Annotated in this window: 19 protein-coding genes; 10 read left to right on the forward strand and 9 right to left on the reverse strand. The window is 63.0% G+C overall.

The window, feature by feature from the left end; translation table 11 throughout:
- Window positions 1–4 precede the first annotated feature (4 nt).
- Window positions 5–1,741, reverse strand: a complete 1,737-nt coding sequence (gene aceK / locus D6Z43_RS10660; RefSeq protein ID WP_120651905.1) for a bifunctional isocitrate dehydrogenase kinase/phosphatase — start codon at window positions 1,739–1,741, stop codon at window positions 5–7.
- Between the two features lie 173 nt (window positions 1,742–1,914).
- Entirely contained in the window at window positions 1,915–2,829 is a 915-nt protein-coding gene (locus D6Z43_RS10665; RefSeq protein WP_120651906.1) for a LysR family transcriptional regulator, read from the reverse strand.
- 106 nt (window positions 2,830–2,935) lie between these two features.
- On the opposite strand from D6Z43_RS10665, the gene D6Z43_RS10670 reads away from it, so the two are divergent.
- Together D6Z43_RS10670 and D6Z43_RS10675 are read left to right on the forward strand one after the other, a co-directional pair.
- Window positions 2,936–4,666: an amidohydrolase gene (locus D6Z43_RS10670; protein WP_120651907.1), complete on the forward strand. Its 1,731-nt coding sequence runs from the start codon at window positions 2,936–2,938 to the stop codon at window positions 4,664–4,666.
- Between the two features lie 102 nt (window positions 4,667–4,768).
- Entirely contained in the window at window positions 4,769–5,500 is a 732-nt protein-coding gene (locus D6Z43_RS10675; protein ID WP_120651908.1) for a TorF family putative porin, read from the forward strand.
- 252 nt (window positions 5,501–5,752) lie between these two features.
- Here the strand turns inward: D6Z43_RS10675 and D6Z43_RS10680 are convergent, their stop codons facing one another.
- Window positions 5,753–6,670 (reverse strand): LysR family transcriptional regulator, encoded by a 918-nt coding sequence (locus D6Z43_RS10680; RefSeq protein WP_120651909.1) that lies wholly within the window; start codon window positions 6,668–6,670, stop codon window positions 5,753–5,755.
- A gap of 105 nt (window positions 6,671–6,775) precedes the next feature.
- Here D6Z43_RS10680 and D6Z43_RS10685 point away from each other — a divergent pair, with 105 nt between their 5' ends.
- From D6Z43_RS10685 to D6Z43_RS10695, 3 genes are all read left to right on the forward strand, one after another.
- A complete protein-coding gene (locus D6Z43_RS10685; RefSeq protein ID WP_120651910.1) occupies window positions 6,776–8,518 on the forward strand; it encodes an amidohydrolase in 1,743 nt (580 codons plus the stop codon).
- Window positions 8,519–8,620: 102 nt separating this feature from the next.
- The gene (locus D6Z43_RS10690) at window positions 8,621–9,352 is read left to right on the forward strand and encodes a TorF family putative porin (RefSeq protein WP_120651911.1); all 732 of its coding nucleotides are present in this window, start codon (window positions 8,621–8,623) and stop codon (window positions 9,350–9,352) included.
- Between the two features lie 224 nt (window positions 9,353–9,576).
- Window positions 9,577–10,485, forward strand: a complete 909-nt coding sequence (locus D6Z43_RS10695; RefSeq protein WP_120651912.1) for a DMT family transporter — start codon at window positions 9,577–9,579, stop codon at window positions 10,483–10,485.
- A gap of 67 nt (window positions 10,486–10,552) precedes the next feature.
- On the opposite strand, the gene D6Z43_RS10700 is transcribed toward D6Z43_RS10695, so the two are convergent.
- Window positions 10,553–11,638, reverse strand: coding sequence for a polyamine ABC transporter substrate-binding protein (locus D6Z43_RS10700; RefSeq protein WP_120651913.1), 1,086 nt, complete (start codon window positions 11,636–11,638; stop codon window positions 10,553–10,555).
- Between the two features lie 210 nt (window positions 11,639–11,848).
- Between D6Z43_RS10700 and D6Z43_RS10705 the strand changes: the two genes are divergently transcribed.
- Entirely contained in the window at window positions 11,849–13,507 is a 1,659-nt protein-coding gene (locus D6Z43_RS10705; RefSeq protein ID WP_120651914.1) for an MFS transporter, read from the forward strand.
- A gap of 93 nt (window positions 13,508–13,600) precedes the next feature.
- Here D6Z43_RS10705 and cysK read toward each other — a convergent pair whose 3' ends face one another.
- A complete protein-coding gene (cysK, locus tag D6Z43_RS10710; protein WP_120651915.1) occupies window positions 13,601–14,575 on the reverse strand; it encodes a cysteine synthase A in 975 nt (324 codons plus the stop codon).
- A 220-nt stretch (window positions 14,576–14,795) separates the two neighbouring features.
- Here cysK and D6Z43_RS10715 point away from each other — a divergent pair, with 220 nt between their 5' ends.
- From D6Z43_RS10715 to D6Z43_RS10730, 4 genes are all read left to right on the forward strand, one after another.
- Window positions 14,796–15,641, forward strand: a complete 846-nt coding sequence (locus D6Z43_RS10715) for a MoxR family ATPase (RefSeq protein ID WP_077524947.1) — start codon at window positions 14,796–14,798, stop codon at window positions 15,639–15,641.
- Window positions 15,642–15,715: 74 nt separating this feature from the next.
- Complete coding sequence (locus tag D6Z43_RS10720; protein WP_120651917.1) at window positions 15,716–16,111, forward strand: GFA family protein; 396 nt, start codon at window positions 15,716–15,718, stop codon at window positions 16,109–16,111.
- A gap of 31 nt (window positions 16,112–16,142) precedes the next feature.
- Window positions 16,143–17,321 carry a VWA domain-containing protein gene (locus tag D6Z43_RS10725; RefSeq protein ID WP_120651919.1) on the forward strand — a complete coding sequence of 393 codons (1,179 nt, stop codon included), beginning with the start codon at window positions 16,143–16,145 and terminating at the stop codon, window positions 17,319–17,321.
- Between the two features lie 81 nt (window positions 17,322–17,402).
- Complete coding sequence (locus D6Z43_RS10730; protein WP_120651921.1) at window positions 17,403–17,897, forward strand: PaaI family thioesterase; 495 nt, start codon at window positions 17,403–17,405, stop codon at window positions 17,895–17,897.
- A 45-nt stretch (window positions 17,898–17,942) separates the two neighbouring features.
- Here D6Z43_RS10730 and D6Z43_RS10735 read toward each other — a convergent pair whose 3' ends face one another.
- The 4 genes from D6Z43_RS10735 to D6Z43_RS10750 all read right to left on the reverse strand — a co-directional run bounded on the left by D6Z43_RS10735 (window position 17,943) and on the right by D6Z43_RS10750 (window position 21,176).
- The gene (locus D6Z43_RS10735; protein WP_120651923.1) at window positions 17,943–18,968 is read right to left on the reverse strand and encodes a sterol desaturase family protein; all 1,026 of its coding nucleotides are present in this window, start codon (window positions 18,966–18,968) and stop codon (window positions 17,943–17,945) included.
- Between the two features lie 283 nt (window positions 18,969–19,251).
- Window positions 19,252–19,776 carry a DUF2937 family protein gene (locus tag D6Z43_RS10740; protein WP_120651925.1) on the reverse strand — a complete coding sequence of 175 codons (525 nt, stop codon included), beginning with the start codon at window positions 19,774–19,776 and terminating at the stop codon, window positions 19,252–19,254.
- Between the two features lie 16 nt (window positions 19,777–19,792).
- Entirely contained in the window at window positions 19,793–20,566 is a 774-nt protein-coding gene (locus D6Z43_RS10745; RefSeq protein WP_120651927.1) for a class II glutamine amidotransferase, read from the reverse strand.
- Between the two features lie 130 nt (window positions 20,567–20,696).
- Window positions 20,697–21,176 carry an MFS transporter gene (locus D6Z43_RS10750; RefSeq protein ID WP_120651928.1) on the reverse strand — a complete coding sequence of 160 codons (480 nt, stop codon included), beginning with the start codon at window positions 21,174–21,176 and terminating at the stop codon, window positions 20,697–20,699.
- Between the last annotated feature and the right edge of the window lie 30 nt (window positions 21,177–21,206).

Below are 21,206 nucleotides of genomic sequence, written 5' to 3' on the forward strand. Positions count from 1 at the left end.
ATCCTTACTGGATTGCCTCGGTAAGTTCCCGCTCCTGGCGCCGGTACGGGAAAACGTCGATCACCTTGCCGGAGCGGATTGCCACCTGCAGGGTCTTCCAGTACTCGGCGTCATAGAGGTCGCCATGGAGCTTGGCGAACAGGCGGCGTTGGCCGATATCAGCAAAAAGGAAGCGCGGGAACTCCTCGGGGAACACATCGTTCGGCGCCACGGAGTACCAGGGTTCGGCGGAAAGCTCGTCCTCCGGATAACGCGGTGGCGGAATGACGCGGAAGTTCACCTCGGTGAGGTAGCAGATTTCGTCATAGTCGTAGAACACAACGCGGCCGTGACGGGTGACGCCGAAGTTCTTCAGCAGCATGTCGCCGGGAAAGATGTTCGCCGCCGCCAGTTGCTTGATGGCCAGGCCATAGTCATAGAGCGCCTCGTGCACCTGGGCATCGCTGGCGCTTTCCAGGTAGATGTTCAGCGGGGTCATGCGGCGCTCGGTCCAGCAGTGGCGGATCAGTACCACATCGCCCTCCAGCGCCACGGTGGACGGCGCGACCTCCAGCAGTTCGGCCAGGCATTCCGGCTCGAACTTGGATCTGGGGAAGCGGAAGTCAGCGAACTCCTGGGTATCGGCCATGCGCCCTACCCGGTCGACGTTCTTCACCAGGCGGTACTTCTCGATCACGGTGTTGCGATCCACCGTCTTTGCGTGGGCGAAGCGGTCCTTGATGATCTTGAACACGGTATTGAAGCCCGGCAGCGTGAACACGCTCATCACCATGCCGCGTACACCGGGCGCCATGATGAAGCGGTCGTCGGTGTTGGCCAGGTGGTTGATCAACGCACGATAGAACTCCGACTTGCCGTGCTTGTAGAAGCCGATGGAGGTGTACAGCTCGGCGATGTGCTTGCCCGGCAGTATGCGCTTGAGGAAGCCGACGAACTCGGCCGGCACGGCGACATCCACCATGAAGTAGGAACGGGTGAAGGAGAAGATGATCGACACTTCGGCTTCGTCGGTGATCATGGCGTCGGCCTGGATGCCACGCCCCTCGCGGTGAAGCAGCGGGATTACCAGCGGCCATTGCTCGTCGCGGGTATAGATGCGGCCGACCAGGTAGGCGCCCTTGTTGCGGTACAGCGGGGACGCAAAGAGTTCGATGCACAGCTCCGGGTCCTTGCACACCCAGTCCGGCAGGTTCTCGCGCAATTGGGCTTCGAGGCGTTCGATGTCGCCGGCGCGGTCGTCGTAGGGCACATCGAAGCGGAAGTCGTCGAGTATCGCCGACAGCGCCGCATGCAGCCGGCCCTCGGGGCGATAGCTGCGGGTCTGGGGCGCGCGTTCATGTACGCGCAAGGAAGGCCGTGTGGTGTGAATGAACATGCAGCCGTCGCTGATCAGGTCATGGCTGAACAGGCTGCAGAAAATCGAGTTGTACCAGGTCTCGGACAACTCGTCGTCGAAGCGCACGTCGATCAGACCGATGTAGGCGCTCTTCACCAGGGGCCAGAGCTGTACATCCAGCAACTCGTCCATCGCATAGGCCCCACGGAGCCGCTCGCTGGTTTCGCCAACCTTCACTTCGTAGAGGGCGATCCGCGCGGCCGCCGCAAACTGCGTTGCCTGCCATTGTGCCTCCTCGAATCGGGCACGGGCGCCATCGGTGATCTGGCGGAAATGCTCACGGTAATCATCGAAACCATCGAGGATCAGTCGGGCGATGCCTTCGGCCGGCCATTGCTGCGCCATGGTGATTTCTCTGCTGCGGAAACGGGAAAGCCGAGCTTAGCCAGAAAAAAGTGCCCGTTGTAGGGGCGAATTCATTCGCCAAGGGCGGCGTAGCAGCCCCTAGCGACGGTATAGGGCAAACCTGCGGCCTGCCTGGAGATTGCAATCGCCCCTAGAGGAGTCCTCTCGCCTACCTAGGCGATTCCCCTCTCCCGCAGGCAGGCCTCCACCATCTCGATGAACACCCGCACCTTGCGGGTGCGACGGCGATGGGCCAGATAGAGGACATGGACCCAGGGCCCGAAGGCGTCAGGTTCCAGCTCGTAGTCGGACATCACCCGAACCAGTTGGCCACTGGCCAGGTAGGGTGCCGCACTCCATTGCGGCACCACCTGCAACCCATGACCGCCTAGCAGGCAGGCGAGCAGGAAGTCGTAGTTGTCGCTGGTCATTCGCGGCGTGGGCTGCGATACACGGATGCGTTCCTCACCACGCCACAGCCACCAGTAGTGTCGGTTGAGCAGCGGGTGCTGGAAGATCAGCCAGTCATGCTGCTGGTAGGTGTCCAGCGACACGGGAAGCCTCTTGCGCTCCAGATAGGCGGGGCTGGCGCAGAGGTAGATGCGGTTCTTGGTCAACGGCCGGGCGATCAGCCCAGGCAGGTCGGTGGGCCCGTCGCGCAGGGCCAGGTCGTAGCCGCCGTCAATCAGGTCGACAAAGGCGTCGTTCAGGTCCACGTCCAGGCGCACCTGCGGATGTTCGCTCATGAAGCGGCAGCACACCTCACTGAGAAAGGCCGGGCCGAAGGACGGCGGCGCCGTGAGGCGTAGGGTGCCGCGCAATTCGTCCTGCAGTTGGTCCACTTCTTCCCCGGCCAGTTGCAGTTGCATAAGCGCCTGCCGGGCACCTTCCAGGTAAATGTGGCCGGCTTCGGTCAGCGCCATGCGACGGGTGGTGCGTTCGAACAGGCGCACGCCCAGCTCGCTCTCCAGGTGCCCCACTGCCTTGGTCAGCGCGGACGGCGTCTTGCCGATCTGCTCCGCGGCACGGCTGAAGCTGCCGTACTCGGCAGTGGCGACGAACATGTTGAGCGCGCTGAGCTTGTCCATTGATCTGTTCCGGATCGGCACAAAAGTTGTGCGAGAACATAGCATTCTGCCGCTTCACCGGCTTGGTTAGGCTCTCCGGCAGACCAACAAGAACCGGAATCACCTGATGAAAACCTTCGCCCCTAAACTCCTGGCCGTCGCACTGGCTTGTTCCTCGATGGAAAGCTTCGCGGCGGTCGATCTCATCCTGCATAACGCCAAGGTCTACACCGCCGAACCCGGCCAGGCCCTGCAACAGGCCGTGGCCGTGGAAGACGGCAAGGTGCGCGCCGTCGGCAGTAACGCCGAAATCCTGCGCCTGAAGGAGTCCGGCACCCAGGTGATGGACCTCGGCGGCAAAGTGCTCATGCCGGGCTTCATCGACTCACACTCCCACGCGATTTTCGGCGGCCTGGAACTGGACTCGGCCTCCATGGGCGGCCAGCTGATTCCCGTGGCGGAACTGGAGCAGCGCCTGCGCCAATGGCGCGACAACGGCAAGGCGCGGCATGGCGACGCGCTCAGTGTCAGCGGTCTGCCGTCAGCTGCCTGGAGCCAAGTGGCTGAACTGGAACAGCGCTTCAACCGGGGCGAATGGGCCGACGTGCCGATCTTTTTCCTCGGCTGGGACCATCACACCGGCTGGGCCAACCAGGCCATGCTCAAGCGCGCCGGCATCGATGCGGCCAAGGTGAAAGGCCTGAAGGGCGAAGCACAGGCCACCATTGGCCACCATCCCGATGGCCGCCCCAATGGTTTCCTTGCCGATGCCGGGCTGGACCCGGTGATGGCGCAACTCCCACCCGCCTCGGCCGAGCAACTGCTGAAGGCCGCGCGCTCGGCACTGCGCTACAACCTCAGCCTGGGCATTACCGCGTGGATGGACCCGGCGGCCAACGCCGCGCCGGGGGAGCCCCTGTTCGATTTCAAGCCCACCGCCCAGACCCTCGGCGTGTTGCCGGCCTACAAGGCGCTGGCGGAAAAGGGTGAGCTTACGGCCCACGTCGCCGCCCTGCTGGTGGCCAACCCGAAGAGCAAGCCGGCCGACCTGGACACTCTCGACCAGGTGCGCCAGCGATTCCAGGGCGTGCCCAACCTCACCCTGCCCGGCATCAAGGTCTTCGCCGACGGCGTGGCGGAGGTCCCGGCACAAACCGCCGCGATGCTCGATCCCTACAAGAACTCGAACAAACGTGGCGAACTGCTGATCGACCCGGCGCACTTCGGCGATCTGGTCAGCGCGGCCGACGCCCGCGGCTGGCTGGTGCATGTTCATGCCATCGGCGACCGCGCAGTGCGTGAGTCGCTCAATGGCATCGAACAGGCGCGTAAAGACCGCCAGAGCGGCATCGCCCATTCAGTCACCCACTTGCAGATGGTCAACCCGAAGGAGTTTGCGCGCTTCAAGCCGCTGGATGTGATCGCCTCCATGCAGCTCTACTGGGCCAGCGCCGATGAGGTCAGCATCGACCTGGTGCAGCCCTACATCAGCGCCATGGCCTTCCAGTTCCAGTACCCGGCCCGTTCGCTGCTGAAGAACGGCGCCACCATCTCCGGCGCCAGCGACTGGCCGGTAACCACGCCGGAACCCTGGAAGGCGATCAGCCGCAAGGGTCCGAAAGGCGTACTGAACGCCGCCGAGGAAATCGACCGGGAAACCATGTTCCAGGCCTACACCCTCAACTCTGCCCGCACCATTGGCCTCGAAAAGCAGATCGGCTCGCTCTCGCCCGGCAAGCAGGCCGACCTGATCCTCCTCGACCGCGACGTGTTCCAGGTCGAACCCGAAGCCCTGCAGGGCACCCAGGTACTGAAAACCTGGTTCGCCGGTCGCGAAGTCTTCAACGCCGCCCTCTAAACACAAGAAACCACCTGCTCCGCATTCGTCCCCGCCATCTGGCGGGGCGGGCGGAGCCTTGCCTGCGTCTGCCCGAACAATCACAACAACGGGAAACCCTCGATGAAACGCTTCACGCTCCTTGCGCTCGCCCTGGCTCCGCTCGCCTGCCAGGCCATAGAACTGAACGACGATTTTTCCTTGCAAGTCGACCTGGCGCTGGTCAGTGACTACCGCACCCGTGGCATTTCCCAGACCCAGAACGACCCGGCTGCCCAGGCTAGCGCCACCCTGCTCCATAGCAGCGGCCTGTACGCCGGGATATGGACCTCCAACGTCGACTTTGGCCTTGGCCTGAAGACCCGCCAGGAAGTGGACTACTACGCCGGCTGGTACTGGCAGGCCACCGATGAAGTGAACCTTGACCTCGGCTACATCAAGTACAGTTTTCCGAAGGAAGGCCAGTTCAACCAGAGCGAGGCCTACGCCATCCTCGGCGCCTACGGCTTCAAGTTCGGCGCCCAGTACTCCAACGACGCGAAGAACCTGATCGGCGAAAAGCAGGACACGTTCTACAGCTACGTCAGCTACGAGTACGCCCTGCCCCTGGATGTGGGCCTGAAGCTGCGCTACGGGCGCAACGACTTCAAGGACCCGCTGTTCTGGTCTGCCCGCGGCGAAAGCTCCAATGCCTACCACGAGTGGGAAGCCAGGCTGACCCGCGACTTTGTCGGTGTCACCTGGGGCATCGCCTACATCGACACCGACCTGTCCGAGTCCGAATGCACCAGTTATTACGGCTTCACCGATGTGTGCAGCTCGACCTGGGTGGCGAGTGTGAGCAAGCATTTCTAGGTCAGGGTGAGGTCTCCCTGTAGGAGCGATTTCAATCGCGAAGCAGGCCGCAGGTCTGCCCCTCAATTCCAAATGGGGCAACGTTGCTGCCCTTCGCGAATGAATTCGCTCCTACAACCAGTGCGCAGGGCGAAGATCGCTCTTCATTGCCGCCATCAGTTCCGCGCCAGACTCCAATGGAGGATCGGTGAAGCATGATCCACCTTTGCGAATCCCACCCTCCGCCCCCAGCGGCAATTCGTATTCAACCGTTCACGCCAGCCCACGCTGCTCCAGAAAGCCCGCCAGGTAGTCGATGAACGCCAGCACCTTGCCGGTGGCACGGCGGTGGCTGGGGTAGACCGCGAGAATCTGCGGGCCAAAGGCGTCCGGGTCGATCTCGTAGTCGGCCATCAACCGCACCAAGCGGCCATCGGCGAAGTAAGGGGCGCCACTCCACAGAGGTGCGTGAAACAGTCCGCCGCCAGCCAGCGCATTGGCCAGCAACAGGTCGTAGTTGTCGCTCTCCAGACGCGGTGCGGCGGGCTGCAGGAGGCTAAGCCGCTGGCCGTCCTTCTCCACCCACCAGTACGTTCGGCTCAACGCCGCGTGCCGGTAGAGCAACCAGTCGTGCTGGTCGAGGGTTGCCGGGGTTACCGGTACCGGATTGCGGGCCAGGTAAGTCGGGCTGGCGCACAAGGCCAGGCAGTTGCGCCCGACAGTCTTGGCGATCAGCCCGGGCTGGTCGCCGCGTCCTTCGCGCAAGGCCAGGTCGTAGCCCGCATCGACGAGATCGATGAATGAGTCGGAAAGATCCACCCGCAACCGAATTTGCGGGTACTCGGCAAGGAACCCCGCGCAGACCTCATCGAGAAAAGCGCGACCGAAAGCCAGTGGCGCAGTCAATCGCAGGCTGCCGTAAAGACCGTGCTGCAACTGGCCGACCTCTTCCCCCACCTCATGCAGGCGCTGCAGTACCTGGCGCGCGGTTTCCAGGTAGACCCGCCCGGCTTCGGTCAGCACGGTGCGCCGGGTACTGCGTTCGAACAGCCGCACGCCGAGCTCTTCTTCCAGGTGGCTGACGGCCTTGGTCAGGGCCGAGGGAGTCTTGCCGAGCTGCTCGGCGGCGCGGCTGAAACTACCGAACTCCGCCGTGGCGACGAACATGGTGATGGCACCGAACTTGTCCATGGTTTTTCCATTCAGGAAAAAAGGTTTTGCACGTTTCGGGCGTTCTGCCAGCCCTGTCGAGTCGCTAGTCTCGCTGCCAGATCAATAAAAACAAGAGGTTCACCAATGAAAGGTTTCAAGCCCACCCTGCTGGCAGTGGCGCTGGCTTTTTCCTCGATGGAGTCCATGGCGGCCGCCGACCTGGTGCTACTCAATGGCAAGCTCTACACCGCCGATCCCTCCAAGCCTTCTGCGCAAGCCATGGCGGTGGCGGACGGCAAGGTGCTGAAGGTGGGTAGCGACGCCGAGATCAAGGCGCTGGCCGATGCGTCCACAAAAATCATCGACCTGGCCGGCAAGCGCCTGCTGCCTGGACTGGTGGACACCCATTCCCATGCCATTTTCGGTGGCCTGGAGATGACCTCCGCGAACATGGAAGACGAGGTGGTGGAACCTGCCGAGCTGGAAAAACGCCTGCGAACCTGGCGTGACGATGGCAGTGCCCGCCATGGCGATGTGCTGAACATCGCGGGCATGAGTTCGGCGTACTGGAGCCGTGCGGAAGAATTTCGCCGCATTTTCAACAACGGCGAATGGACAAAGGTGCCGGTAGTGTTCAGCGGCAGCGATCATCACACCGGTTGGGCCAACCAGGCCATGCTGGATCGCGCCGGCATCGACGCGAAGCTGGTCGCCTCCCTGCCCGAAGCCGAACGCGGCCCCCTGGGCATCGACAAGGATGGCAAACCCAACGGCTTCGCGGTGGATGCCGGCTGGGACCGCATTGCCGCCTCCATGCCGTCGGCCAGTGCAGAAGAAATGCTGCGAGCTGGCGAGGCCGCCGTTAAATACAACAACAGCCAGGGCATCACCGCCTGGATGGACCCGGCAGCCAACGCTGCGCCGGGCGAAGCGGTGTTCGCCCTCAAGCCCACGGAAAAGACCGTCGGCGTGTTGCCGGTGTACAAGGCGCTGGCCGACAAGGGTGAGCTGAACGCGCATGTCGCCGCCTTGCTGGTGGCCAACCCGAAGAGCCGTCCCGCCGATCTGGATACCCTCGACAAGGTGCGCAAGCAGTTCCAGGGCATCTCCAACCTGAGCCTGCCCGGCATCAAGGTCTTCGCCGATGGCGTGCTGGAGTACCCGGCCCAGAGCGCCGCGTTGATCGATCCGTACAACAACTCGCAGAAGAAAGGCGAGCTGCTGATCGACCCGGCGCACTTCGGTGAGTTGGTCAGCGCAGCCGACGCCCGTGGTTGGCTGGTGCATATCCATGCCATCGGCGACCGCGCCGTGCGCGAGTCCCTCAACGGCATCGAGCAGGCGCGCAGGGACCGCCAGAGCGGCGTCACCCACTCCATTACCCACCTGCAACTGGTAAACCCCAAGGAATTCGCGCGATTCAAGCCGCTGAACGTGATTGCCTCGATGCAACTGCTGTGGGCCTCAGGCGACGACTACACCCTGGACCTGGTGAAGCCCTACGTCAGCGCGTTCGCCTTCCGCTATCAGTATCCGGCCCACTCGCTGCTGCAACAGGGCGCGACCATTGCCGGCGCCAGCGACTGGCCGGTTTCCTCGCCCAATCCCTGGCAGGCCATCTACCAGGCAGTGACCCGTGAAGGGCCCAAGGGCGTGCTCAACGCCGACGAGCGCATCGACCGCGAAACGATGCTGCAGGCCTACACCCTGAATGCCGCCCGCACCATCGGCCTGGAACAACAGATCGGTTCCCTCGCGCCCGGCAAGCAGGCCGACTTCATCATCCTCGACCGCGACGTGCTCAGCGTCGACGACAAGGACCTGGCCGAAACCCGCGTCCTCAAGACTTACTTCGGCGGCCGCGAAGTCTTCGACGCGGCGCTCTGACAACCAGCACCACCCGCTCCCCGCTCTGCTCCCGCCCCAAGGCGGGGGCCGGGCGGAGCCTTGCCCGCATCTGCCAGAACAATCACAACAACGGGTATCACCATGCGCCGCATCACGCTCCTCGCCCTCACCCTGGCCCCGCTCGCCTGCCAGGCCCTGCAACTGAACGATGATTTTTCCGTGCAAGTCGACCTGGCCGTGCTCAGCGACTACCGCACCCGTGGCATTTCCCAGACCCAGAACGACCCGGCCGCCCAGGCCGGCGCGACGCTGCTCCACTCCAGCGGCCTCTATGCAGGTGCCTGGACCTCCAACGTGGACTACGGCTTCGGCCTGAAGACCCGCCAGGAAGTGGACTACTACGCCGGCTGGTACTGGCAGGCTACAGACGAGGTGAACCTGGACCTCGGTTACATCAAGTACAGCTATCCGAAGGAAAGCCAGTTCAACCAGAGCGAGGTCTACGCCATCCTCGGTGCCTATGGCTTCAAGCTCGCCGCCTTCTACTCCAACGACGCATCGACCGTGTTCGGCGAAGACCAGGACGCGCTCTACAGCTATGCCGGCTACCAGACCAGCCTGCCCCTGGAGGTCGAGCTGGAACTGCGTTACGGGCGCATGGACTTCAAGGACCCGATGTTCTGGTCCACCGGTGGCGACAGCACCGACAGCTACCACGAGTGGGAGGCGAAGCTGACCCGGGACTTCCTAGGGGTTACCTGGGGTCTGTCCTACATCGACACCGACCTGTCCGAGTCCGAATGCGCCAGCAACTACGGATTCACCGACGTGTGCACTGCAACCTGGGTGGCCAGCGCGAGAAAGACCTTCTGATGGCTCTTGTGGGGGCGATTTCAATCGCCAGACGTACCGCAGGTTCGCCCTAGTCCGACGGAGGAGGCAGCTACGCTGCCTTTGGCGAATGATTTCGCCCCTACAAAGGGAGCGCCCCCCAGCCGGTACATCCCCAAACTGTTCCGCCAATTTGAAAGCAAGTTGTAGATTGCGCCGCCACCCGAGGCGGCGCATCGTGCCGGCTCCAATGCCTGGAGCCTGTCATGAAACCCGCCGATCTCGTCCGCCTGCTGAGCCTCGCCGCCATCTGGGGTGCCAGCTTCCTGTTCATCCGCATGCTGGTGCCGGAAATCGGAGCGCTACCCACGGCCTTCCTGCGGGTACTGCTGTCGGCTATCGGTCTTGCCGTGCTCCTCGCGGTGCTGCGCAGCAACTGGGACTTTCGCGGCAAGCTGGGCAAGACCCTGATAATCGGCATCGTCAGCTCCGGGGTTCCGGCGGCCATGTATGCCCTGGCGGCAAAAGTGCTGCCGGCCGGCTACTCGGCCATCTTCAACGCAACGACGCCGCTGATGGGTGTTCTGATCGGGGCGTTGTTCTTCAGCGAGAAGCTCACCGGCACAAAAGCCCTCGGGGTACTGATGGGCCTGGCCGGGGTAGCGGTGCTGACCCGCACCGGCCCCGTGGCCTTCGATGCCCAGCTGCTTTGGGGTGCGGCCGCCTGCCTGGTGGCCACCACCTGCTACGGCTTCGCCGGTTTCATGACCAAGCGCTGGATTACCGAAGCGGGCGGCATGGACAGCGGAATGGTCGCCCTCGGCTGCCAGATCGGCGCCACTCTCTGCCTGGTGCCGGTGTTCGCCTGGGATGCGCCGAGCATGCCGCTGGCGCCCCTCCTGCAACCTGTCACCTGGCTGGCCCTGGCCGCTCTGGGATTCATCTGCACCTCGTTCGCCTACATCCTCTACTTCCGACTGATCGCCAACGTCGGCCCGGTGAAGACCATGACCGTGACCTTCCTGATCCCGCCGTTCGGCGTGTTCTGGGGCGTGCTGCTGCTCGATGAGTCGGTGTCGATGGCGCACCTGCAAGGCGGCGTGCTGATCGCCCTGGCGTTGTGGCTGGTGCTCAAGCCGGCGCCGGTGCCGGCTGCGGTGAAATCGGCGGGATAGTTTTCTGTAGGGGCGAATGAGTTCGCCCCTACAAGGTGAATCCCCCAACACATTCACCTTGGCAGGATCAACGCCCCGTCTTGATCGCACTCCAAACACGGGTCCGTACGCGATCGATCTTCGGTGGCATGGACTCCAGGGCGAAGAGGTTCTTCATCACGTCGGCCGGCGGGTAGATGGCCGGGTCGGACTTGATTTCGGCTTCCACAAGAGAGTCGGCCGCGGCATTGCCGTTGGCGTAGTGCACCGAGTTGCTGATGCCAGCCATCACATCCGGACGCAGCAGGTAGTTGAGGAAGGCATAGCCAGCCGCTTCATCGGGCGCATCGGCGGGCATGGCGACCATGTCGAACCACATCGGCGAGCCTTCCTTCGGCGTCGAGTACTGGATATTCACACCGTTGTTGGCTTCCTTGGCGCGGGTGGCGGCCTGCAGGATGTCGCCGGAGAATCCGACGGCCACACAGATGTCGCCGTTGGCCAGGTCGCTGACGTACTTCGAGGAGTGGAAGTAGGTGATGTACGGGCGCACCTTCATCAGCTCGGCTTGCGCCGTCTTGTAGTCCTCGGCTTTCTGGCTGTGGTGCGGCAGGCCCAGGTAGTTGAGGGTGATGGGCAGTAGCTCCGGGCCATTGTCGAGTACGGCGACGCCGCACTTGGCGAGTTTCTCCATGTTCTCCGGCTTGAAGAACAGGTCCCACGAATCTACCGGGGCGTTGTCGCCCAGCACGGCCTTGACCTTGTCGACGTTGTAGCCGATGCCGGTACTGCCCCAGAGGTAGGGGAAGCCGTACTGGTTGCCAGGGTCGTTCACTTCCAGCGCCTTGAGCAGCACCGGATTGAGATTCTTCCAGTTGGGCAGCTGGTTCTTGTCCAGCTTCTTCAGGGCGCCGGCCTGGATCTGCTTGGCCATGAAGTGGTTGGAGGGCACCACCACGTCGTAGCCGGATTGGCCGGTCATCAGTTTGCCGTCGAGGGTCTCGTTGCTGTCATAGACGTCGTAGCTGGCCTGGATGCCGCTTTCCTTGCTGAAGTTGGCGACGGTGTCCGGGGCGATGTACTCGCTCCAGTTGTAGATCTTCACCGTATCGGCCGCCTGGGCGGCGGCGGACATGGCCAGCGTCAGAAGGAGGGGCGCGAAGGAACGTGTCATTGTCTTTTTGTCCTGGCTGCTTGTGGATCGAGACCCCGTCGTGCGGGGCTTCCAGCTTCTCCATCACCGCCACCAGTGACAATGCGCGGCAAGTCCCAGCGTGCCCGCGAGGAAGCCTGACCTGGAGCAAAACCAGGCCATTGGCGGCGTCTACACTTCTGCCTTGACCGGCCCGCCTGCCTGGGGCCGTGCAGCGCAAGGATGGTCGCCATGCTCCAGTCCGTCTCACCGAAGAACGATCTCCCCCTCGACGCCGAACCCGAAGCCACTCCACGCAAGGGCCTGTTCAGTCCCTTCACCATTGCCGCCTTCCGCATCATCTGGATCGCCAACCTGTTCGCCAACCTGGGTACCTGGGCGCAGTCGGTGGCCGCCGCCTGGGTGGTCACCGAGGCGCACGCCAGTCCCTTGCTGGTCGCGATGATTCAGGTCGCCTCGGCCCTGCCCCTTGTGCTCATGTCGATCCTCTCAGGCGTGCTGGCAGACAACCACGACCGGCGCAAGATCATGCTCGCCGGACTTTGCTTCGAGATGAGCGGCGCCATCTTCCTCAGCGCCATTGCGTTCCTCGGCTATCTGGACCCGATCCTGCTGATCGTCTCCATCCTCTGGATCAGCATTGGCGGCGCCATCACCATCCCGGCCTGGCAGGCGGCGGTGAGCGAGCAGGTGCCAGGAGAAATGCTGGGCAATGCGGTGCTGCTCAACAGCGTCAACTACAACGTCGCCCGCGCCGCAGGCCCAGCCCTGGGCGGCCTGATGCTCAGCGCCGTGGGCCCGGCCTGGGTGTTCCTGTTCAACTGCCTGTGCTACCTGGGCCTGATAGGCGCGATCTGGCAGTGGCGCCGCAGCATTCCCGTTCGTTCCCTGCCACCCGAAGGCCTGATACAGGGCGTGGTAGCGGCCCTGCGCTTCACCCAGTACTCCAGCGTCACCCGCCTGGTCATGCTGCGCTCGTTCTCTTTCGGCATTTCCGCCAGCGCCGTCTGGGCACTGCTTCCGCTGCTGGCGCACCGCAACCCGGATGGCGACGCCACGGTATACGGCTACATGCTCGGCGCCCTTGGAGTTGGCGCCATCAGCGGCAGCCTGCTGGTCAACCGTGGACGCCTGCTGATCGGTACCAGCAAGCTGATCAGCCTGGCCGGCCTGTTATTTGGCGTGGTGATGCTGGCGCTGGGCTCGCTGGACAGCCTCTGGGTGATCTTCCCAGCCCTGCTTTTGGGCGGCATCTGCTGGATCGCAGCAGTGGCCAGCTATAACTCGGCGGTGCAGATTCTGGTGCCGGACTGGGTCAAGGCCCGCGCCCTGGCGCTGTACCAGACGGCGATCTATGGCGGGCTGGCGCTCGGCTCTTACCTCTGGGGCCACCTGGCGGAAAGCATGGGTGTGAAGGGAGCACTGTTCAGCGCCGGCTGCCTGATGATCGCCTGCGCCTTCCTGCTCTACCCACGCCGCCTGCCGGAGCTGGACGCTTCCAGCATCGCCCACGCCGACAGCCCGCAGCCTGGCCAACCGAGCTTCTCATTCGATCCGGATCGGGGCTCCGTGCTGGTGACGATCGAATACCGCATTCCCCAGGAACGCACCCGCGACTTCGTCCGCGCCAGCCGCCCGCTTCGCCGTCTGCGTCTGCGCAACGGCGCCGAACGCTGGGCGCTCTATCGCGATGCCAGCGAACCGGAGCTGTGGCAGGAAACCATGGTGGTGGAGAACTGGCTGCAGCACCTGCGGATGCTCGACCGCCTGACCATCGCGGACAAGGCGATCATCGACAACCTGGCCATGCTGCACGAAGGCGATGGCCCGCCTCGCGTGCGCCACGGAGTGAGCTATGAGTCGGGGAGCTATGAACCTGCGCAGACGTAGGTTGGTGCAGGCGGCGTTACGTCAGAGCGCAGCGAAGCCCGACACTGCGAGGCCCAAAGCCTGAATGTTGGGCCTCGCGAAGCTCGGACCAACCTACTGTTGCAGCTCCTGCTCGGTGAACAGGCCATCGAACAGCATGCTGGAGAGATAGCGCTCGCCCGAGTCGGGCAGGATCACGACGATGGTCTTGCCCTGCATTTCCGGGCGTTCCGCCAGGCGCGCAGCGACGGCCATCGCAGCACCGGAAGAGATACCGCAAAGAATCCCTTCCTCACGCATCAGGCGCAGAGCCATCGCCTTGGCGTCGTCATCGGTGCACTGCTCGACGCGATCGACCATGGCCAGATCGAGGTTCTTCGGCACGAAGCCGGCGCCGATGCCCTGGATCTTATGCGGGCTTGGCTTCACTTCCTCGCCGGCCAGGGTCTGGCTGATAACCGGAGAAGTCACCGGTTCCACCGCTACGGACAGGATTGGCTTGCCGCAGGTCTGCTTGATGTAGCGCGACACGCCGGTAATGGTACCGCCGGTGCCCACGCCCGCCACCAGCACATCCACCGCGCCCTCGGTGTCGTTCCAGATTTCCGGGCCCGTGGTCTTCTCATGGATGGCCGGGTTGGCCGGATTCTCGAACTGTTGCAGCAGCAGGTATTGCCCGGGGTTGGCGTTCGCCAGTTCGTTGGCCTTCTCGATAGCACCTTTCATGCCCTTTGCCGGCTCGGTCAGCACCAGTTCGGCCCCCAGTGCCTTGAGTACCTTGCGACGCTCCAGGCTCATGGAGGCCGGCATGGTGAGAATCAGCTTGTAACCACGCGCGGCGGCAACGAACGCCAGGCCGATACCGGTGTTGCCGGATGTGGGCTCCACCAGCGTCATGCCGGGCTTCAGTCGACCCGAGGCCTCCGCGTCCCAGATCATGCTGGCGCCAATGCGGCACTTCACCGAATACGCGGGGTTGCGGCCCTCGATCTTGGCGAGGATGGTCACGCCACGCGGGCCCAGGTGATTGATGCGAACCAGCGGGGTGTTACCGATGGCTTGCGAGTTATCGGCGTAGATACGGCTCATGGCGGAATCCTTGTCATGGCGGAAAAGTGCCCAAGCCTAAGGCCGTGACATTGGAGCGTCCAGCGCCCCGCCAAGCCGGTTCGAGGGCATTCCTGCCATTCAGTGACTGAATGAAGCTTCTGCGTTCACAGTCGACTCGTGCGCGCGTTATATTCAGCTCTTTACCAAATACTGAACCGTCCGGTATTCCAACCGGAGTCTTACGTCCGAGGATTTACTGATGAAGTTCGAAGGCACCCAGTCCTACGTCGCCACCGACGACCTCAAGCTCGCGGTGAACGCCGCCATCACCCTGCAGCGCCCGCTGCTGGTCAAGGGTGAACCGGGTACCGGCAAGACCATGCTGGCCGAGCAACTGGCCGCCGCCTTCGGCGCCAAGCTGATCACCTGGCACATCAAGTCGACCACCAAGGCTCACCAGGGCCTGTACGAGTACGACGCGGTGAGCCGTCTGCGCGATTCCCAGCTGGACTCCGACAAGGTCCACGACGTTCGCAACTACATCAAGAAAGGCAAGCTGTGGGAGGCGTTCGAATCCGAAGAGCGCGTCATCCTGCTGATCGACGAAATCGACAAGGCCGACATCGAGTTCCCCAACGACCTGCTGCAAGAACTCGACAAGATGGAGTTCTACGTTTACGAGACCAACGAGACCATCAAGGCCAAGCAGCGCCCAATCATCATCATCACCTCCAACAACGAGAAGGAACTTCCGGACGCCTTCCTGCGCCGCTGCTTCTTCCACTACATCGCCTTCCCCGACCGCGACACGCTGCAGAAAATCGTCGACGTGCACTACCCGAACATCAGCAACTCGCTGGTGGCCGAGGCCCTGGACGTGTTCTTCGATGTGCGCAAGGTCCCTGGCCTGAAGAAGAAGCCTTCCACTTCCGAACTGGTGGACTGGCTGAAGCTGCTGATGGCAGACAACATCGGCGAAGCCGTGCTGCGCGAACGCGACCCCACCAAGGCCATCCCGCCGCTGGCTGGTGCCCTGGTGAAGAACGAGCAGGACGTGCAACTGCTGGAACGACTGGCCTTCATGAGCCGCCGCGCCAGCCGCTGAGTGCCGATTCCCCCCTCTCCCTCCGGAGAGGGTCGGGATGAAGGAAGCCCGGCCGAACGCAGGAGATTGAAGCCATGCACCACGGCAGTTGCCTGTGCGGCGCAGTGAAATACGAGATCGACGCGCCCATCGAATCCGCCACCCATTGCCATTGCAGCCAATGCCGCAAGGGCCACGGTGCGGCCTTCGGCACCTACTTCACCGTGCACTGGAACAGCTTCCGCTGGGTGCAAGGCGAGGACATGGTTGGCGAGTTCCACTCCTCTCCCGGCGTGACCCGGACCTTCTGCCGGCAGTGTGGGTCGACCCTGCAGTGGTACAGCCAGAGCGCCAACCCCGACTGGGTTGGCGTCACGCTGGGCACGCTGGATTCACCGCTGAGCCCCATCCCGCAGAAGCACATCTACTCGGAATCCAAGGCCGACTGGTACGCCATCGCCGACGGCCTGCCCCAGGAGCCCCGCTCCTGAGGCCCTACAGATAAACAACGAGGGTGCAGCCATGCTGCTCAACCTGTTCAACGAAATGCGTGCAGCCAAGGTGCCGGTCTCGGTCCGCGAGCTGCTGGATCTGATCAACGCGTTGAAGCACAACGTGGTATTCGCCGACATGGACGAGTTCTACTTCCTCGCCCGCACGGTGCTGGTCAAGGACGAACGCCATTTCGACAAGTTCGACCGAGCCTTCAGTGCCTACTTCAAAGGCCTGGAAAAGCTCGACGACTACCTCCAGGCGCTGATTCCCGAGGAATGGCTGCGCAAGGAGTTCGAACGCATGCTGACCGACGAGGAAAAGGCGCAAATCCAGACCCTGGGCGGCCTCGACAAGCTGATCGAAGAGTTCAAGAAGCGTCTGGAAGAGCAGAAGGAACGCCATGCCGGCGGCAACAAGTGGATCGGCACCGGCGGTACCAGCCCCTTTGGCTCCGGCGGCTTCAACCCCGAAGGCATTCGCGTGGGCGATGCCGGCAAGCGCCAGGGCAAGGCCGTCAAAGTCTGGGATCAGCGTGAGTACAAGAACCTCGACGACCAAGTGGAACTCGGTACCCGCAACATCAAGGTCGCCCTTCGCCGCCTGCGCAAGTTCGCCCGCGAAGGTGCGGCAGAAGAACTGGACCTGGAAGGCACAATCGACCACACCGCGAAGGATGCCGGCCTGCTCAACATCCAGATGCGCCCGGAACGCCGCAATACTGTGAAGCTGCTGCTCCTGCTGGATATCGGCGGCTCCATGGACGCCCACGTGAAGGTCTGCGAAGAACTGTTCTCCGCCTGCAAGACCGAGTTCAAGCACCTGGAGTACTTCTACTTCCACAACTTCATCTACGAGTCAGTGTGGAAAAACAACCTGCGTCGCACCTCCGAGCGCACCTCCACCCTCGACCTGCTGCACAAGTACGGTCCCGACTACAAAGTGGTTTTCGTCGGCGACGCCGCCATGGCCCCTTACGAAATCACCCAGGCCGGCGGCAGCGTCGAACATTGGAACGAAGAGCCGGGCTACGTCTGGATGAAACGCTTCATGGAGAAATACAAGAAGCTCATCTGGATCAACCCCTACCCCAAAGACACCTGGAACTACACCTCCTCCACCAACATCGTCCGCGAACTGATCAACGAGCAGATGTTCCCACTGACCCTGCAGGGGTTGGAGGACGGGATGAAGTTTCTGTCCAAATGAGCAACGGGCCCTGCGGGGCCCGTTCTGCTTTGTTGCCAAAGCCGCTAGGCTTGGCGCGTATTCCTTCGAAACGAGTCGATCATGCAAGACATCTCCCTGCAGGACACCGCCGCGCCGGACGGCGTCTGCTATGGCTGCGGCGGTCGCAATCATCATGGACTGCAAATCAAGAGCCACTGGCACGAGGACGGCGTACACGTCGTGGCCGAACACATGCCGGATGCCAAGTACTGTGGCTGGCCGGACCTGGTGTATGGCGGGCTGATCGCCATGTTGGTGGACTGCCACTCCAACTGGACCGCCATGGCCTACCACTACCGCGCCGAGGGCCGCGAGCCCGGTAGCCTGCCGCGCATCGAGTGCGTCACCGGCAATCTCGGCATCAAGTTCATCAAGCCGACGCCCATGGGCGTGCCGCTGCTGCTGCGCGCCCGGCTGGAGGGCGAAGCGGGCCGCAAGACCCGGGTGATCTGCGAGGTTTATGCGGGAGAGTTGCTGACCGCCGTTGGCGATTCCGTATTCGTCCGGGTGGACACCGGTCAACTGGCTGCCTCGGCCCATAGTCGCGAGTCTTGAGCAACGCGGGAGCCCAGCGGAGTCAGCCAAAGGCGTCGCCCCGGCTCAGCCATTGCGCAGCGGAGATCGCTGCGGGCGCTTCGCCCTCGCGAGCCTGCGCGCGGTATCCACGAATGGAGTAACGATCAGGCTGTAGATCGTCAGGTAGCGGTCGTGGTCCTTTTCCAGGGTGCCGAAGCGAAGATCCTCAGGCCTGGAGGTGGTGACGTAGAGCGTGCCGAACATCCAGTCCCAGATCGACAGGTTGGTGCCGAAATTCTTGTTGAAATGCCGGGGCGCGTCGCTGTGGTGGATCTGGTGCTGGGCCGGGCTGTTCAGCACATGCTCGACCACGGGACCGAACGACAGCCAGACGTGGCTGTGACGCAGATTCGCCGCCAAGGCATTGCAGATGAACACCAGGTAGGTGACGCCAAACAAGGTGTAGCGGCTGATCTCGCCGCCGCAGGTGTACCAGAAGGCGCCAATGTAGACGCCCAGGACCACGCCGGTGGCCACTTTCTCGACAATCTTCTCAACGAAGTGGACGCGGCTCGCCGTCGCCGGCACCAGCACGGGCGCCGAGTGGTGAACCTTGTGGAAGGCCCAGAGCCAACGGGAATGAAAGGCCCGGTGAGCCCAGTAGTGCACGAAATCCTTCACCAGGAATACGCCCAGCCCGAATAGCAGGGAAAGCCCAAGGTTCTCGCCCAGTTGCGGGCGCGCCCCCCAGAGGTTGGTAAAGAAGGCGACGTAGTCTCCAGAACGGAGTATGAGCGGGTCGACCAGCCCGACTATGGGTAGGACCACGGCGACCTTGAGGATGCCGCGGACGAAGTAGTAGCGGTAGTCGAGCAGCGCCGAGCGGTGGAAGTACACCTGGCGACCGCCGATGAACTGCCAGAAGGAGTTCGCCTTGGTAAGGCCACGGTGCTTCCTGAAGCGGAACAGCGCATAGGCGATGCAGTACGAAATGCCGAGGAACAGCACGCCGAAGCGGCCATTCAGGTCGAAGATGCCGGCGAATTGCTGGACGACCGGGTCGATCACCCATTCGGCCAGACGGTCATAGGCATGCGAGAGAGCATCCATGAAAGGCTGGCCTCAATCTAAAGGACGGGCATATTAAATCAAATTGGGAATCATCTACGAATTCGCCTTGTTCGCATTGCGTACAGGCGACCACCGGCATTAGTCAGCCGATGCAGCGTTGACCTTTGCTTGTCGGACGGGACAAGCCCGCAACCAGCAGCGCTACAGCGGGCCTCGAATGGTGGACGGGTGGTGCGCAGTCCACCCTACCGCTCCATGCTGGCAGCGGGAGCGAACTCATTCGCGATTCAAATCGCTCCCATCGTCCGAATGTGTGCAGGGCTCAGAGCCTGTGCCGCTGCTGCACGTTCCTGTTGCGGCCCACACCGGCTGCGGCACCGATAAGCAGCAGGATGCTTTCCACCACCCAGGCCAGCAGCACTCCAGAGCTGAGGCCCCAGGCAATGGCTTCGGGCTTGAGCAGGAGTTGGTAGCTGTAGACCGCGAGGGTTTCCTGACGCAGTTCGGGGTTTGCAGTGGCCAGGACATGCCAGGCGCGCTGGTACCATGGGCCTTGCAGAGCCTGCCATTCCCGTTGCATGAGGTCATTGCGAGCTACAAGGTGGGCGACGCTGTCGGCATCGCTGCGCATGACCTCGTCCGTGCTTGCGCGGTAATGCTCCACCAGGACGTTGAGGTCGCCCTGGAAAAAGCGCTGTGCGGTCTCGCGGAACCCCTTGAGCCCCTGTTCCGCCTCCAGTCGATGGGCGTCAACGCGCTTGGCGTAGTCATCGATGAAACCTGGCACTTGTACGCCGATCAGCAGGCCGAGAGTGAAGAGGACCAGTCGCAGGTAGCTTCGCAACATTCCCTGATTCTCCGCGTCAGGCCCGGCCCTGGGTGACGATCTCGCCACGGCGCCAGAGGATCCACTCGCCCGGCTGGTAGATGTTCCAGGTTTCGTTGTCGGTCAGGGGCTCGGTGGCGATCACCGTGACCACGTCGTTGGGCGTGGTTTCGGCCTGGAAGTCCACGATCAGGTCGGCGTCCTTCAGGCGTGCCGGACCGAAGGGCGCTCGGCGGGTGATGTGGGCGAGCTTGGTGGAGCAGAAGCTGAACAGCCAGTCGCCGTCACTGAGCAGACAGTTGAATACGCCTTTCTGGCGATACTCGAAGCATGCCTGGATCAGCACCGGCAGGAGAATTTCCGCCATCACCGGCTCGGGGAAAGCACCGCGCACGCGGTTCAGAAGGTCGCAAAAGGCGGCTTCGCTATCGGTATCCCCCACTGCACAGTAAAAGCCCTTTGGCGGTTCGAAACCGGCCAATTGGCCGTTATGCGCAAAGCACCAGTTGCGCCCCCAGAGTTCACGCACGAAGGGATGGGTATTGGACAGACAGACCTTGCCAACGTTGGCCTGGCGGATGTGGCCGATCACCGTTTCGCTCTTGATCGGGTAGCGCTGCACCAGGCGCGCCACTTCGGACTCCACGCTCGCCGACGGGTCCTGGAACAGGCGCAGGCCTCGTCCTTCATAGAATCCGATGCCCCAGCCATCGCGGTGCGGGCCGGTGCCGCCGCCGCGCTGCATCAGGCCGGTGAAGCTGAAAACGATATCGGTGGGGACGTTGGCGCTCATGCCGAGCAATTCGCACATGGTTCAGGACTCTGGCGTCAGGCGTTCTGGGGATTGGAAATACTTCCCGGGCCGGGAAGTCGATCAGAGCGCTCCAGGCCGGGGTGGCCCATGCTGAACGCCCTGTGGCCGAGTCGCAAGGTCCGGCAGGTCAGAGGCGGGGCTCGATGCGCAGTCGGCGGTCGCCATTCTGGTCGAGGCGGGTGTCCGCGTCAGGTCGGCTATCGCGCATCACCTCACGCAAGGTCGGCTCGTCAGCGGCCTGCTGGGCGGCTTCTCGCTCGGCGCGGCGCGCCTTGAGCTTGTTCTCGATGGGCCAGCGGATACCGGCGAATACCAGGTACAAGGCCAGGGCAATGATGCTGTACATGGTCAGGTCGAGGGTCGCCTTCCAGGCGTTGTTGCCGACCTTGAAGACCACGTCGAGCGCAGTGATGGCCACAGCCGGGGCGAACAGGTCCTTGGCCGGGTCGACGATGGTCGGTGTCAGCAGCAACACCGCTACCAATAGGCGCAGCGGCTCGCGCAGCCAGCGCCACATCCAGCCGGTAAGGCGAAACCAGACCAGCAGACAGCCGAGCGCGGCGACTCCGTAGGCGGCCCAGGCGAGCAGGTAGTCGTTTTCAGTCATTGGCGTCCGTGGCAAGGCTGGCAAAAGGGC

The sequence above is a fragment of the Pseudomonas sp. DY-1 genome (assembly GCF_003626975.1).
Lineage (GTDB): Bacteria > Pseudomonadota > Gammaproteobacteria > Pseudomonadales > Pseudomonadaceae > Metapseudomonas.